Source organism: Ruegeria sp. CE6, assembly GCF_056537485.1.
The window spans coordinates 52398-67554 of record NZ_JBQFRR010000001.1 but is presented as its reverse complement, the minus strand read 5'-3'; the positions used below and the strand labels follow the sequence as shown (position 1 = coordinate 67554).

The 15157-nt window shown below is 57.3% G+C and carries 15 protein-coding genes and 1 riboswitch; of the genes, 10 read left to right on the top strand and 5 right to left on the bottom strand.

The genetic code is table 11. The annotated features are described in order from the left end of the window. Positions 1-5: 5 nt before the first annotated feature. Both cobW and ACR0DK_RS00280 read right to left on the bottom strand, forming a co-directional pair. On the bottom strand, positions 6-1061 hold the full coding sequence (gene cobW, locus ACR0DK_RS00285) for a cobalamin biosynthesis protein CobW (protein WP_170662098.1): 1056 nt from the start codon (positions 1059-1061) through the stop codon (positions 6-8). Continuing rightward, positions 1058-1438, bottom strand: coding sequence for a DUF1636 family protein (locus tag ACR0DK_RS00280; RefSeq protein ID WP_170391837.1), 381 nt, complete (start codon positions 1436-1438; stop codon positions 1058-1060). The genes cobW and ACR0DK_RS00280 overlap by 4 nt, the downstream gene beginning before the upstream one ends. 85 nt (positions 1439-1523) lie before the next feature. Beyond that, positions 1524-1730, bottom strand: a riboswitch (cobalamin riboswitch). Positions 1731-1835: 105 nt separating this feature from the next. Between ACR0DK_RS00280 and ACR0DK_RS00275 the strand changes: the two genes are divergently transcribed. The 3 genes from ACR0DK_RS00275 to ACR0DK_RS00265 all read left to right on the top strand — a co-directional run bounded on the left by ACR0DK_RS00275 (position 1836) and on the right by ACR0DK_RS00265 (position 4548). Then, positions 1836-2822 (top strand): NAD(P)-dependent oxidoreductase, encoded by a 987-nt coding sequence (locus ACR0DK_RS00275; protein ID WP_480439222.1) that lies wholly within the window; start codon positions 1836-1838, stop codon positions 2820-2822. 114 nt (positions 2823-2936) lie between these two features. After that, complete coding sequence (locus ACR0DK_RS00270; protein WP_480734481.1) at positions 2937-3944, top strand: glycosyltransferase family 2 protein; 1008 nt, start codon at positions 2937-2939, stop codon at positions 3942-3944. Further along, entirely contained in the window at positions 3937-4548 is a 612-nt protein-coding gene (locus tag ACR0DK_RS00265) for a class I SAM-dependent methyltransferase (RefSeq protein ID WP_480734479.1), read from the top strand. Before ACR0DK_RS00270 ends, ACR0DK_RS00265 begins: the two co-directional genes overlap by 8 nt. Positions 4549-4672: 124 nt before the next feature. Here the strand turns inward: ACR0DK_RS00265 and ACR0DK_RS00260 are convergent, their stop codons facing one another. From ACR0DK_RS00260 to ACR0DK_RS00250, 3 genes are read right to left on the bottom strand one after another with little or no spacing between them, the layout of a single operon-like run. Beyond that, the gene (locus tag ACR0DK_RS00260; protein WP_170401224.1) at positions 4673-5671 is read right to left on the bottom strand and encodes an ABC transporter substrate-binding protein; all 999 of its coding nucleotides are present in this window, start codon (positions 5669-5671) and stop codon (positions 4673-4675) included. Continuing rightward, entirely contained in the window at positions 5650-7017 is a 1368-nt protein-coding gene (locus tag ACR0DK_RS00255) for a sensor histidine kinase (RefSeq protein ID WP_480734477.1), read from the bottom strand. Before ACR0DK_RS00255 ends, ACR0DK_RS00260 begins: the two co-directional genes overlap by 22 nt. Beyond that, complete coding sequence (locus tag ACR0DK_RS00250) at positions 7007-7675, bottom strand: response regulator transcription factor (RefSeq protein ID WP_170420955.1); 669 nt, start codon at positions 7673-7675, stop codon at positions 7007-7009. Before ACR0DK_RS00250 ends, ACR0DK_RS00255 begins: the two co-directional genes overlap by 11 nt. 108 nt (positions 7676-7783) lie before the next feature. On the opposite strand from ACR0DK_RS00250, the gene ACR0DK_RS00245 reads away from it, so the two are divergent. From ACR0DK_RS00245 to ACR0DK_RS00215, 7 genes are all read left to right on the top strand, one after another. Next, complete coding sequence (locus tag ACR0DK_RS00245; protein WP_170391824.1) at positions 7784-8761, top strand: tripartite tricarboxylate transporter substrate-binding protein; 978 nt, start codon at positions 7784-7786, stop codon at positions 8759-8761. Between the two features lie 66 nt (positions 8762-8827). Then, complete coding sequence (locus ACR0DK_RS00240; RefSeq protein WP_170401217.1) at positions 8828-9310, top strand: tripartite tricarboxylate transporter TctB family protein; 483 nt, start codon at positions 8828-8830, stop codon at positions 9308-9310. A 1-nt stretch (position 9311) separates the two neighbouring features. Then, complete coding sequence (locus tag ACR0DK_RS00235) at positions 9312-10823, top strand: tripartite tricarboxylate transporter permease (RefSeq protein WP_170391820.1); 1512 nt, start codon at positions 9312-9314, stop codon at positions 10821-10823. Next, entirely contained in the window at positions 10813-12000 is a 1188-nt protein-coding gene (locus ACR0DK_RS00230) for a CaiB/BaiF CoA transferase family protein (protein ID WP_223116735.1), read from the top strand. The genes ACR0DK_RS00235 and ACR0DK_RS00230 overlap by 11 nt, the downstream gene beginning before the upstream one ends. After that, positions 11997-12764, top strand: a complete 768-nt coding sequence (locus ACR0DK_RS00225) for a citryl-CoA lyase (protein ID WP_480706619.1) — start codon at positions 11997-11999, stop codon at positions 12762-12764. The genes ACR0DK_RS00230 and ACR0DK_RS00225 overlap by 4 nt, the downstream gene beginning before the upstream one ends. A 493-nt stretch (positions 12765-13257) precedes the next feature. Continuing rightward, on the top strand, positions 13258-14493 hold the full coding sequence (locus tag ACR0DK_RS00220) for a tyrosine-type recombinase/integrase (RefSeq protein WP_480734473.1): 1236 nt from the start codon (positions 13258-13260) through the stop codon (positions 14491-14493). A gap of 1 nt (position 14494) precedes the next feature. Beyond that, positions 14495-15130 (top strand): hypothetical protein, encoded by a 636-nt coding sequence (locus ACR0DK_RS00215; RefSeq protein WP_480734472.1) that lies wholly within the window; start codon positions 14495-14497, stop codon positions 15128-15130. Positions 15131-15157: the final 27 nt, after the last annotated feature.

Sequence of the window (15157 nt, the reverse complement as noted above, 5' to 3'; positions counted from 1 at the left end):
AAGTCTTACTCGGCAGCCTCGGTTACACCCACGAGGATATCGCGGATCTCGGCCTCTTTGATATCGTCATGCTCGGCAATGACCACAAGGCGCGAGCGACGGTCTTCGCCGGGCTCCCACGGGCGGTCATATTGGTGACGCACGCGCGCACCGACGGCCTGAACCAGTAGGCGCATGGGCTTGCCTTGAACGGCGGCATAGCCTTTGACGCGCAGGATATTCAACTCGTTGGCCAATCGTTCAATCTTGGCGACCAGATCAATCGGATCGGTTTGCTCGGGCAGTTCAACGATGATGCTTTCGAAATCGTCATGCTCGTGATCGTGATGGCCGTCGTGATGGCTGGGACGCGCGTCCATGTCATCCTCGGCCGCGGCTTCTAGACCCAGCACGACGCGGACGTCCACGGCACCCTCAGCCACTTCGACGACGGGCAGGGGGCGGGGCGCTTCGGCGGCGATGATCTCTTTCGCTTTCGCAACGCCTTCCGGGCCAGCCAGATCGGGCTTGGTCAGCAGAATGATGTCGGCGCAGGAAATCTGATCCTCGAACACCTCGGACAAGGGAGTTTCATGATCAATCGAGTCATCTGCCATGCGTTGCGCATCCACCGCCTCGACATTCGGAGCGAACCGACCAGCGGCCACGGCCTCGGCATCGGCCAGAGCAATCACGCCATCGACGGTGATTTTCGAGCGGATATCGGGCCAGTCGAACGCCTTCAGCAGCGGTTTTGGCAGGGCAAGACCGGAGGTTTCGATCAGGATGTGATCGGGGCGCGGCTCTAGTGCCATCAGGGCTTCAATGGTCGGGATGAAATCATCGGCCACGGTGCAGCAGATGCAACCATTGGCCAGTTCCATGATGTTTTCCGCCGGGCAATCAGGAATGGCGCAGGACTTCAGGATATCGCCATCGACGCCGACATCGCCGAATTCGTTGACGACCACCGCCAGACGCTTGCCCTGCGGGTTCTGCATCAGATGGCGCACCAGTGTGGTTTTGCCCGAGCCCAAAAAGCCGGTGATCACAGTGACGGGGAGTTTCTCGAGATTGCTCATTTCAGGGCTCCAATCGGGGGAATGCGGGCCGCACAGTTTTTGCGGAAATGTTCGGGACGTTCGCGCCATTTGACCAAACCGTCCTCGGTGGCGAGGTATTTGGCTGCGCCTTCGACGATGGTTTCGACATGGTCGATCTCGTTCAGATGCTCATACACGAAAGTCCAGCGATCCGGTCCTCCGCGGAGCACGATCGAGCAGCCTTCATCGCAATTCGACAGGCATTCCACAGCTTTCAAGGTAATGCCTTCGGGCAGGCCCGCCTGTTCAAGCGCCTTGTGCAGCAACGTGCCGGGGCGCTGGGCGTCATCCTCGACAGGCAGCCCGCGACGGCAGGTAGTGCAAACCAGCAGTTCGACCGGTGCGGTCTCGGTCATGTCTCTCATCCCCCCAAATCCTCTTCGTGGGGGACGGGGTTTCATGCGGGCCGATCACAGCCCCACACCGGAACACCCCGTCCGGTTTCATCTTCGGGCGTTGGCAGGTCTCCCGGCTTGCGGATGTCAGAGGAGGCCTCTGTCGGATGTCCCGCCTTCCCGGCCATACTGCCAGTGGCTTTGGGCACCCTCTCCGGTCACGGTCGCGGGGGCGGCTGCGTTTGACGGCAAAAACCGCTGACGCATTCCCTTTTCATCTGCTCTCGCAGACACCAACGAAAGGGACATGCGGCAGGGCAGGGTTGCTTGTCAAGCGAGTCGCGCCGATCCGTGAAAAAGCGGATAAAAAGCGACCTGTCGGGGTCGCTGGGCGGCATGATACTTCTGCAACGACGTGCTGGCATGGCAGCAAGATGCGAACAGGAGGATACCGCGCATGAAAGTAGGGTTTATCGGGCTGGGGAATGTAGGGGGCAAGCTATCTGGGTCGCTGCTACGAAACGGTATCGATCTGACGGTTCATGACCTGAACCCGGATCTGGTGACCGAATTCGTCGCCAAGGGTGCCAAAGCCGCCAAAAGTCCGGCGCAACTGATGCGCGATTGCGATGCTGTTATAACCTGTTTGCCTTCTCCTGCGGCCTCGGATGCGGTGATGCAGGAAATGTTGCCAGAGGTCGGCCCTGGCAAAATCTGGATGGAAATGTCGACCACTGACGAAGCCGAAGTCAAACGCCTTGGCGCAATGGTCATCGAACGAGGCGGCGCAGCGGTGGATTGCCCGGTTTCGGGCGGATGTCACCGGGCAGCGACGGGTAATATCTCGATCTTCGCAGGCTGTGATCGTGAGACTTTTGAACGTATCCTGCCATTCCTGACCACCATGGGGCGGCGCATTTTGCACACGGGCGATCTGGGCTCGGCCTCTGTTCTGAAGGTGTTGACCAATTATCTGGCTACCGCCAACCTGATCACCTGCGCCGAGGCATTGGTGACAGCCAAGGCCGCCGGCATGGACCTTGGAACCACCTATGAGGCGATCAAGATATCGTCAGGCACATCCTTCGTGCACGAGACCGAAAGTCAGGTCATCCTGAACGGCTCGCGCGATATTTCCTTCACCATGGACCTGGTGAAAAAAGATATCGGTCTGTTTCAGGAGGTCGCCGACCGTGCCGGAGTTCCCCTTGAGATAAACCCATTGATGATCAAGATTTTCGAAGATGGCATCGCGCGATATGGTGAGCGTGAACTGTCCCCGAACATCATCAGGCGGCTAGAGGACGCGACCGGACTGGAGATCCAGGCGCCAGGGTTCCCAACCGAGATGCTGGACGACGAGCCAGAAGAACCGGGTTATGAGGTGATCCCGCAGAATCGGTAGATCGATTAATCGGCAAGCATTGCGGCTGTCTGGCGACCTGGTTGGACAAAATTCTGGTGCTATTCTAAATAGGTCGACAGGAGTCCGACACCGGCACAGGCAAGAGAACAACTTATGACGAATGAGACCTTTCTCATCGTAACAACGATGAAAAACGAAGGGCCTTTCATGATCGATTGGGTGGCCTACAACCACGCAATCGGTTTTGATGACATTCTGATTTATACCAATGATTGCGCTGATGGTACCGATGCCATGGGCGAACGGTTGCAAGTGCTTGGCTGGGCTCACCACCAACGAAACAGACTGGGTCCGCGCGCCGCGCCGCAGATTCGTGCATTTTCGCTTGCGCGGAACCACCCAAGCTATCTGTCTTCGGATTGGATTCTCAGTTTGGATGTGGACGAGTATATCAATATCCGTTTGCCCAATAGTGATATAAGAAGCCTCGTTGAGGCCAGCGGCGTGGCGGACGCGATCTCGATCTGCTGGCGCATGTTCGGAAACGCGGGTCAGAACGATTTCGTTGATCGACCTGTACCTGAGACTTTCTTTCTGGCCGCCACGGAAGACGGCTATCCGCATCACCGGACCAAAGGGTTCAAAACGCTGTTCCGCAACAACGGAAAATTCAGCCGTTTTCGCGCCCATCGTCCCAGGATCAATCCAGAAGATGCACCGAACCCTGACGCGCCATACGAAGGCGTGTTGTGGCGGGATTCGGGCGGGAACCTCTACCCAGCAGACCAAGTGAAATGGAAAGCATGGCGTGGTTTCAGCCATGAATTCGCGCGCATTCATCATTATGCTGTGCGCAGCACTGATAGCTTTTTAGTCAAGCGCGACCGTGGGCGCACCAATCATGTGGGGCAGGATCAAGGGCTCAAATACTGGCTCATGATGAACCACAATGATGTTGAGGATCGCTCAATTCTGGAACACATGCCGGCTATGCACGACATCAAAGCTGAGATGATGGCAGATCCGCAATTGGCAGACCTTCATCATAAAGCATGTGAGTGGCACAGGTCGAAAGCCGAAGAATTGAGAGCCAGACCGGATTGGGTTGATCTGGTTGAAGCGTTGCAAAATTCCTCAACCGGAGAAGACGTCTATGGGTGAAGCTGTATCTGCTGAGGATCGCCGCAAGAAGCAAGCTGAGCAGCGCGAGCGGAAGGATTCCCTGCGGCGCGAAATGCTCAAGACCATGCCGCATGGACGGCTGAGCGTTGAAATTGGCGTTTGGAAGGGCGAATTTTCGCGGATTCTGCTGGAAGAGCTACAGCCCTCGAAATTGTGCCTCATCGATCCCTGGCAAGTACAGCAAGACCCGGATGGCGGTGCTTCGCTTGCCGGAGCGCGCACGCAAAAGGATATGGATCGAATTTACGAGGCAGTGACGCGCAAATACAGCACCGAGATTGCCAAGGGGCAAATTTCGATCATTCGCGACTATTCGCAACCGGCGCTGAGTCTGTTTGAAGATCAAAGCATCGGGTTTGCCTATTTGGACGGCGACCATTCCTACGAGGGCGTAAAAACGGATCTGGATGCTTTGCTGCCCAAGATGATCGAAGGCGGCGTAATCATGCTTGACGATTATCACAGGCGCGGTTGGTGGAAAGATGACGTGATGCGTGCGTTCCACGAATTCCTCGGGTCACATTCTGCGGGGCTGCGGCTCAAGGCCATCATGGGGGCGCAGGTGGCCGTCGAGAAACTTTGAGCCGAGATCATTTTTCTGATTATAGATTCGTGCGAGGTAATCTGGGCTGGCTGATGTCTTCCAGCGTCAACAGTGTTAAGCAACAAGTTCAGCGATGACGGATAGGGTTGTTGTCTAAGTCCGATCATTTTTGAATAGCGGCACTTTCCCAGGCAGACAGGAACTTTCTGCGCTTCAGCGTATCGAGGAACGTCAACAGCGCAGGGTCCAGCGCTATCGCTGCGCTTTCGGTCGTGGAGTCCTGCGTGTCCAGAAGTGGCAGTGCTGCCATTGATTCCGGATTCAGCGTGGTCAGGTGCCGGACAAAGGTTTCCGCTTCCTCCGGCAAGCGGCTTTTGCCAGTTACCATGGCGGTTCGCATCATCGTCGTCTGAAAATCCGAAGGCAGAATGATCTGAAGGGCATCCTTTCCTTCTGTTCGTACCGCCGCATAACTGCCAAGCACGTTGTAGGCCACCGCGATCGTACCATCCGCCAGGTCGTTAATCATGTCGCCCGAACAACAATACAGCCGCACGTCCAGGCCGCCCAAAACCTCCATCAAGCGCCAATAGGTTTCCGAGGCGCGGGCGTCCTGCGTCGCGAACAAATAGCCCAATCCCGACTGGCGCACGTCATAAGTGCCGACTTTGCCCCGAAAATCATCCGGGCGGGCACGCAGCGCTTCGATCAGTTCCTGCCGCGTTTGCGGCATTGGTTGTCCTTCGAACGCGGTGCGGTTGACAACGATGGTTGCGGGTTCCGAAGTGAAGGCGAACAGGCTTTGATGCCATTGCGCCCAAGGGGGGTGCGGAAGATCGTTAAGCGCCAGCGCATATCCGTCATTCGCGAGCTTCAGTTGCAGGTCCATCGCGCTGGAAACGACAACGTCGAACGCTTCTGGCGTGGCTCGGACGCGTCGGTCGATATCGGCCGTGCCGGTCACCAGATATTCGACCGATATCGCTGGATTCTGGGCGACGAAATCCTCGATCAGCGGCGCAAACAGGGCGGTATCGGTGCTGGAAATGACCCGCAGTCGGGGGCCGTCGGCACTTTCGTTGAATATTTGTCGGTCTTCCCAATCCTGAGCCCCTGCGCCGCTGGCGAACAGGCACAGGATCAGAGTGACAAGATAACGCATGCGCCGCCCTCCGCTTTGTTTGACAGTACCAGCGTGCCGCCATGGGCGACCGCGACGTCCTGGGCAATGGTTAGCCCGAGGCCCGATCCGATGGTTCCCGCCGCGTTCTGACCACGTTCGAAACGTCTTGTGAGCGTTTCGATTTCATCTGGCGGAAAGCCTGGCCCCTGGTCGCTGACCGTGATCCGGGCTGTGGGTGATCCTGCGACATCGATGACTACGGTACTGTCCGCTGGCGCATATTTAAGCGCATTGTCTACCATGTTCCGCACCGCATTTTGGATGAGGATGGGGTCGCCCGAATACATGACCTGCGGATCGCCGCTCAAAGCAAGCGAAAGGTCCTTCATTTCGGCTATGGGCGTCAAGCGCTGGACAAGCTCACGGATCAGAGTCACCAGATCGATATCCTCGCGCTCCAGATGGTCGGCGCGGAATGTGATCATGGCGTGATCCAGTAGTTGCCCCGCGGCCCGAGAGCTTTCGTCGATGGCGCGCATCATTGATCTTAACGCCTCGCGGTTGTCTTCTCTCTCGACCCGTTGCAGCGTCGCCTCGGCATAAGACCTCACCGTTGCCAGCGGGGTGCGGACCCTATGGGCGGCCTCAGCGATAAAGTCCTCGGATTGGCTGAGAGACTGGTCCAGGCGTCCCATAAGCGAATTCAGCGATGACACCAAAGGCGCCATTTCACGCGGTACTGGTTTTTTGAATGGGCTGAGATCTTGCGGTCCCCGACGGGTGACGGATGTCGTTAATCTGTCGAGCTGACCAATGGTGGCCGAACTCACCCAGAAGGACAATAGAGCCGCAAGTACAAAGAACCCCAATCCCAAAAGGCCAGCATTGCGTGAGATTTGATCCAGCGTCTCCGACAGCGCATCTTGGGTCTGTCCCAAGGCCACTTCGATTTCTGTCTGATTTCCCAGCCCAACCAGAGTGCGGCTGGCACTGACCTGACGAACGTTTTCACCGCGCACTTCACCGAAGCGAAAGGTCCATTTTCCATCAGCGGGTCCTTGAGTTGGGGTCAGGTCTTCGTAGCCGGACAAGAACTCGCCATCCTGAAAAATCGCATAAAACACTCGGTCGTCCGACGGCGTGCTCAGCATGGAAAAGGCAGCATAGGGGATATCGACTTCAAGCTCGCCTCCACGCAGCGCCGCGGCGTCGAGGATCGAGGTGACTGAGGCACCCAGAATGTTGTCCTGACCTTGCTGGGCAACCTGAACTGCATAGTCGCGGACAGCAAAGAACAGCACGAGGGCCAGAATCGCGGCACCGCCGATTAGCGTTAGCGCAAGACGGTTTCGCAGTGATCCGGAAACATTTGGATTAATTGCCATGATCCAGCCTGTAGCCCAAACCGCGCAACGTTGTGATCCTGAGGTCCGATTTTTCCAGATGCTTACGCAGTCGTCCAACATACACCTCGATGGCATTGTCCGAAACATTGTCGTCGTAGGAGAACAACCGGTCCGCCAGCTTCTGCTTAGAAAACACCTGACCGGGGGCGTTGATCAGCAGTTCCAACAAGCGCAGTTCGCGGTTGCGAAGCGAGACGATGTCGTCGCCCACCGTCAAATGACCCGCAACCGGATCAAAGACGACGCCGCCAATTTCAATCGTCGTTTTGGTCTTGCCGGATTTGCGTCTCAGCACTGCGCGGCAGCGCGCCTCAAGTTCGGCATGGTCGAAGGGCTTGGTGACATAATCGTCCGCCCCAAGATCGAGTGAGCCGATTCGATCCGACACTTGACTGCGGGCGGTCAGAACGATGACAGGTGTGTCCAGATGGCTGGCGCGATGCCGTTTGAGGAAATCGCGCCCGTCCCCGTCGGGAAGCATGATGTCCAGCAGGATCAGGTCATACTCATCGATTTCAACAAAGGCCACAGCATCTTCTATTTTCTCTGCGTGATCAACCACATGCCCGTCAAGCCGCATGCGCGAGCTTATGGCATTGGCGAGGTCCAGATTGTCTTCGACCAAGAGGAATTTCATCGGGATCCAATAGTAATTTCACCCATGACAGGTTGATGTCAGGTTGATGTGTTTAGGTTTCGAATAATCTGAGCCGCACTGCGGCCGGTTGTCAAACGGGAGGAATTCATGACGACAATCAAACTGGGCCGTCGCGCCCTGATCGCGGCTGTGACCGCTATTGGTCTGGCTGGACCGACTTTCGCTGAAGAGGTCGTAGATAGCATCCACTTTCTGATCCCCGGTGGCGCAGGGGGCGGCTGGGACGGCACTGCCCGTGGCACAGGTGAGGCGCTGACGAATGCGGGTCTCGTGGGAACTGCATCCTACGAAAACATGTCGGGCGGCGGCGGTGGTAAAGCCATCGGATATCTGATCGAAAACGCCGACAGCAACCACGGCACGCTCATGGTCAACTCGACCCCGATCGTGATCCGCTCTCTGACCGGAGTGTTCCCGCACAATTTCCGCGACCTGACACTGGTCTCGGGCACGATCGGTGATTACGCGGCGATTGTTGTGGGCAAAGACAGCCCCATCAATTCAATGGCGGACCTGCTAGCCGCGTATGACGCCGATCCAAGTACAACGGCCATCGGCGGCGGTTCTGTGCCGGGTGGGATGGACCATCTGGTCGCGGCGATGGTTATGGAAGCGGCAGGCAAGGACGCTTTGGGCGTGAAGTACATCCCCTATGATGCAGGTGGCAAAGCGATGGCCGCGCTTCTGTCCGGTGAGATTGCCGCGCTGTCGACCGGTTTCTCGGAGGCTGTCGATCTGGCGAATGCGGGTGAGGTGAAGATCATTGGCGTCACCGCGGAAGAGCGCGTGGATGCAGCCCCTGATGCGCAGACCATGAAAGAGCAGGGCATCGACACAACTTTCGTGAACTGGCGTGGGTTCTTTGCTGCTCCTGGTCTGCCAGAGGACAAGCTGGTCGCTTATCAAGAAGCCATCGCCAAGATGTATGACACACCTGAATGGGAAGAGGTCCGCGCCCGTAACGGTTGGGTGAACATCCACAACTCGGGTGCTGATTTCCAATCGTTCCTGGAACAGCAGGAAAAGCAGATCGGCGATCTGATGAAAAAGTTGGGTTTCCTGTAAGGATACCTCGGGCAGAGCGGGCAACCGCTCTGCCTCAACCAACAATAAATCAAAGGAGGGGGAAACATGGCGCTGGATCGCTGGATCGCGCTCGTTTTGCTGGGCATATGCCTGACATATGGCTACACTGCTTGGTTCACGATGGATGGCAGTCTGCCCCCCTTCATGCAGCGCAACCCCATTTGGCCGAGCACCTTTCCCAAGGTGCTGTCGATTTTGGGGATAATTGCCACAACGATTATTCTGTTGGGCTTTGAAAAGGCTGAGCCCAAAGAGGCTGATATCGATTATCGGAGGCTGGGCGAATATCACCTAGGCCAGGCGCTGCTGTTACTGGCTTTGATGGTTGCCTATGCGCTGTGCCTGCGTCCGGTTGGATTTCTGATCTCGACATCCGGGTTCCTGATCCTCGGTTCTTTCATTCTGGGCGAACGCAAATGGCACGTCATGCTGCCGGTTGCCGTAATCGCTACAGGTTCAGTCTGGTACCTCGTGCAAGAGGTTCTTGGCATCTACATGCGACCCTTGCCGGGCGTTTTCGGAGGCTGACATGCTTGAAGGATTGTTGATCGGCCTACAAACGGCATTCTCCATCCAAAACTTGTTGATGGTCATAGCGGGCTGTCTGATTGGTACATTCATCGGCATGCTGCCCGGTCTTGGGCCGATGTCGATCATCGCCATCATGATTCCGGTCGCCATTTCGATGGGCGATCCGTCCGCCGCATTGATCCTGCTTGCCGGTGTCTATTACGGCGCGATCTTTGGTGGCTCGACATCTTCCATTCTTCTGAACGCGCCGGGGGTCGCGGGAACCGTGGCCTCAAGCTTCGACGGCTATCCGATGGCTCGTCAGGGCAAAGCCGGGAAGGCGCTCACAGTTGCCGCTATCGCCAGTTTCGCCGGGGGTACGATAGGCGCGCTGCTGCTGATGGTCTTTGCGCCTGCATTATCCTCGGTCGCACTGCTGTTCCACTCGGCTGAGTACTTTGCCTTGATGGTAGTGGGTCTGTCCGCCATCGCCGCTTTTGCGGGAACCGGGCAGGTGGCCAAGGCAATTGTCATGACCATTCTCGGGCTGATCATGGCCACCGTCGGCGAGGGCGCGCTGTTCAACTTGCCGCGTTTCACGATGGGGATCATGGATCTGCAGTCCGGCTTTGGTTTCATCACGCTTGCAATGGCGATGTTTGCCCTGCCCGAAGCGCTGTTTCTGGTTCTCAAACCCAAGGACCTGCAAGGCGACGAAGGCGAAATCAAGGACCTGCGCATCACAGGATCCGAGGCAAAGGCCATCGCTCCGGTGGTTGGTCGCCAATCTGTGCAGGGTTTCTTTATCGGTGTGCTTCCGGGGGCAGGGGCAACGATTGCCAGTTTCCTTGGCTATGCGGTTGAACGCAATATTGCCCCGAAAGAAGAGCAGGAGGAGTTCGGCAAAGGCTCGATCAAAGGTCTGGCAGCACCCGAGACAGCCAACAATGCTGCCTGTACCGGTTCCTTTGTTCCGTTGCTGACGCTCGGCATTCCAGGTTCCGGAACTACGGCCATCTTGTTGGGCGCACTGATCGCGCTGAATGTGACACCGGGTCCGCGCCTGATGATCGACGAGCCTCAGGTGTTCTGGGCTGTCATCATGTCGATGTTCATTGGCAATCTGGTGCTGCTGATCCTGAACCTGCCGTTGATCCCCTATATCGCCAAGGTGCTTGCAGTACCGCGCAACTATCTGATCCCGTTCATTTTGTTCTTCACCCTCATGGGGGCCTATATCGGGCAGAACAATGCCACGGAACTGCTGATATTGGTGGGCTTTGGCGTCTGCGCCACGGCACTGAAATTTGCCGATTACCCTCTGGCACCGCTGCTGATCGGTTTCATCCTTGGCGGCATGATGGAGGATAACTTCGCCCGTTCCATGCAGCTGTATGACGGCATCGCCTTTATCTGGGAACGTCCGATGACGCTGGGCCTGTTGGTAATTGCCCTCCTTCTGGTGCTGTTGCCCAGTTACCGCGCACGTCGCGCCAAGGCGCGAGCGGCAGGCGTGGCCGATGGCGACTGAGCCACTTTCAGGCATTCGGGTTCTTGACCTGACTAATGTCCTGGCCGGGCCGTATTGTTGCTACCAACTGGCCCTGATGGGGGCCGAAGTGATCAAGGTCGAACGGCCCGGCAGCGGAGATCTGGCCCGTGTGCTGGGGGCGGATACTGATCGGAACAAGGCCGGCATGGGCATCAGCTTTCTGGCGCAGAATGCAGACAAGAAATCCGTGACTCTGGATATGAAGGCTGATCGGGGAAAGGCTCTGCTCAAGCGGCTGGTCAAGACTGCCGATGTGCTGGTCGAGAACTTCCGGCCCGGCGTGATGGACCGGCTTGGGCTGGGGTATCAGGTTCTGCGCGCCGAGAACCCCAGACTGATTTATTGTGCCATCAGCGGGTTTGGTCAGGATGGACCACGCCGGGACGACCCGGCCTATGACCAGATCGTGCAGGGGATCAGCGGTGTCATGTCAATCACAGGTGCGTCGGATACCGCACCTTACCGGGTTGGCTATCCTCTGGCAGATACCGTCGGCGGGATGACGGCGGCCTTTGCCATAAGCGCGGCCTTGAATGCCAACCCGCGCGGGGCATTCCTTGATGTCGCAATGAACGAGGCGGTGGTTTCGACCATGGGGTGGGTGGTGTCCAACTATCTGGTCGGTGGCGTGACTCCTGCGCCGCATGGGAACGAAAACACAACCTCGGCCCCGTCCGGAACTTTTGCCACATCCGACAACCCTATTAATATCGCCGCCAATCGCGACGAACAATGGCATGCGCTCGCCCAACATCTGGGCCGCGCCGACCTTTTGACGCATCCGGACTACCTAACCCGCGAGGATCGCAAGACCAACCGGCATGAATTGCGTCAAGAGCTGGAACGCACGCTTTCTACCCGTCCATCCAGTGATTGGGTCCAAGAGTTGAATGCGTTGGGTGTACCGGCCGGGCCGGTTATGACGGTGCCGCAGGCTTTGTCCGACGATCAACTCTCAGGTCGCGGGCTGATTGGAACTCTGTCGGCGCACGGAGAGAGGTTACGCCTTGCGGGCAGCCCAGTGGTCATTGATGGCGCACGCCGCATGCCACGATCCGCGCCACCGGATCTTGGGGCCGACAACCTCTCGATTTGGGCCGAGCTTGGACTGTCGGACGCAGAGATCGAAACGTTGCGACATGAGAGGGTGATATGAGCGATGTTGCCGATTGGTGGCGCACCGCCATCATCGATATGGAGCCCGGGCGCATTGAACTGCGTGGCCAGCCGATTCAAGACCTGATCGGCAATCTGGGTTTCGCTGAAATGATCTGGTTTATGGTGCGGGGTGACAGACCGACACCTGCGCAGGCTCGATTGTTCGAGGCCGCTTTGGTCGCCGCCGTGGATCACGGCCCGCAAGCCCCTTCGATCGCGGCTGCGCGAATGGCGGTGACCTGCGGGCTGTCTCTTAACAACGCGATGGCGAGTGCTGTTAATATGCTGGGTGACATCCATGGTGGTGCCGGCGAGCAGGCGATGGAGCTTTATCACTTTGTAGACGCCCATGCCGAAGGCCCAGAACAGGCATTGGACGACTGGATCGCCGAACGCGGGAAGATACTGCCGGGTTTCGGGCATCGGTTCCATACACCGACGGACCCGCGCGCACCCCGGCTGATGGCCCTGGTTGCTGATGCAGTCGAACAGGACGCCTGCGAAGGTCGGTTCATGAAAGTCGGGCAAGCCGTGGAAACCGACCTGATGCGCCGGAAAGGCAAGCCGGTGCCGATGAATATCGATGGTGTCACGGCAGTGATCTATGCAGAGCTAGGCTTTGCCCCGCCATTGGCACGAGGCTTGTTTTGCCTTTCGCGGTCGGTCGGCATTCTGGCCCATGCCTGGGAGCAGACCCAGCAAGGCGGACGCAACAAAGGCCCTACGCCACCCCACTACCGCTGGACTTATCTAGGCGATTGAAGTTGAGGTATGCCGCCTGTCGTTCCTCATGGCTTCGGATTCCTTTTATCCAGATTCTGAAACACGGCGACATAGTTTGTCGCCAGCGCCTTCGCTTTTCAGCCAACACCGTCTAGAACTGCGTAGTACAGGAGCTGGATAATTTGGGAGAAATGACGTCGCAGCTGACACAGGTAGGACCGGCATAGCGTGTTGTCGTTTTCCAGGAAAATGCGCACAAGGCGGAAAACGTAATCGCCCTAAGTCAATGATCTAGAGTGAATTGGAGGCCAGCACCACTTGAATACCGCTGTCGCGATCCGTCTCATTTCGTATTAATTTCAAAGGCCTGGTCGATTTTGCTTGTTCCATTCCGTCGCATGAAATAGCCATGTGTTGCATCCGTTTGGGCGGGTAGGAATGGGGTAGGAATCCAGGGGTCGAGTTCGATTCCCGGTTCGAACAGAGGTCGCAAGTATTGCCAAAACGTGCCAGAGAGCTCGGATCTCTCGAAGTGAAACGGCTGACACGGCCCGGCGTTCACGCAGTGGGCGGCGTGGCCGGGCTTGCATTGCAGGTAACCGGCACCGGCGCGCGATCCTGGGTCTTTCGCTACAGGCATAACGGTCGGCGACGGGAGGCCGGCCTTGGCCCTTACCCGGACGTGCCGCTGGCCAAAGCCCGGGAATACGCTCGCGAAGCGAGGGATATGCTCCGGCATGGCGCAGACCCAATTGCCGAGCGACAAGCCGCACAGCGCAGGCTTCTTACATTCGCAGAGGCGGTTGAACTTTATGACCAGGAGAAGGCGGTCGAATTTCGCAGCGGCCTGCACCGAAAACAGTGGCGCGCCTCGCTCGATCGGCACGCAGTGCCCCTGCTCGGCGAAATAGCCGTGGCCGATATTACTCTTCAGGATGTGCTGGCGACACTCCGGCCAATCTGGACGACAAAAACAGAAACAGCTTCAAAGGTACGCCAGCGGATTGAGCGCGTTCTGGACTACACCACCGTCGCGGGACACAGAAGCGGCGAGAATCCGGCCCGTTGGCGCGGGAATCTTGACATGATTTTACCCGCGCCGACGAAGCTGACCGGCGGTCAGCACTACTCCGCGCTGCAGCTTGATGATGCACCGCGATGGTATGCGGCCTTGCACGCCCGCGAAGGAACCAGCGCAAGGGCGTTAGAGTTTCAGGCTTTAACTGCATCCCGCACAGGAGCGGTTCGTTTTGCCACCTGGGACGAGTTCGATCTCGAGGGCGGTCTTTGGATTATTCAACCCGGGCGCCAGTCTTCGAAAATACCACCGTCCGGGCGGCCGCACAGGGTTCCGCTCACCGATAGTCTTATTTCCCTGCTTGACGAGCTGCCGCGCGATCAGGGTAATCCGCTGGTGTTCTGGGCCCCGCGAGGAGGCGCATATTCAGATGCTGCTCTGGCAGCTGTCATGCGAAAAATCCACGCGGCAGATCTGAAATCTGGAAACCGGGGATACTTCGACGCTCAAAGCGACAAACCTGCGGTACCGCATGGACTGCGTTCAACCTTTCGAACATGGGTTGCCGAGCGGACCCGGTTCGATGGTGACATGGCCGAAATCGCGCTTGCCCACAAAGTCGGAAGCAAGGTTCAGCAGGCCTATGATCGATCCGACCAGGTCGAAAAACGCCGGGAAATGATGGGCGCGTGGGGATCATTTCTTTGCTCCAAGGATTTAGCGCGCAAAAAGGTCAGACCGAGGAAGTGACGTGCCTGAAGTTGAACAACAGCTCGTGGAAGCCTTTATGGCTCATTTGGATGTTGAGGGTGCGAACCTCGAAAAAATGGTGAACAACTTCCTGAGCTTCCTGCGCTGGAAACCCTTTACGTTATATGACCGAAAAAAAGATCTGGAAGCGCTCGACCGTTTTATTCTCGGTTTGTCGCATCTCGACAAAAGAGTTTACGACAGTTTGAGTATCTCAGCGCGAAAAAGGCTGGATTCACGCCTTGGCCTCGGAGCTGACTACAGTGACGAGGGTATTCTGGATTTCATGCAAAGGAGTGAAGAGCGACATGTTCGCCTCTTTATGGACCTTTTGGCGCATGCTTCAGAGCTGCGGACGCTCGTTGCTGCAGCGCGAAAAGACATTGAGGTTTCTGAGCGAACGCGCCGAACGCTCAGCGTGATCAATGTGGACAGACTTCATGTAGTGGCTCTGGCAGCGCCTCTTTGGGCGGCGCGAAACAGACAGGACTTGCCGGCCAAAGGCATCAAGGAAACTCACGCTCTGGCAAGGTTCCTTGCGGTGCTTTTTGGTATTTTGGGGATCGATACGTCTCCGACGAAGGCATATGACTCGTGGCTGGAACTGGACCACACTTCCCCCCTTCATCAGAATTGACACGGCGAACGGGTGCCGACTGCAAAA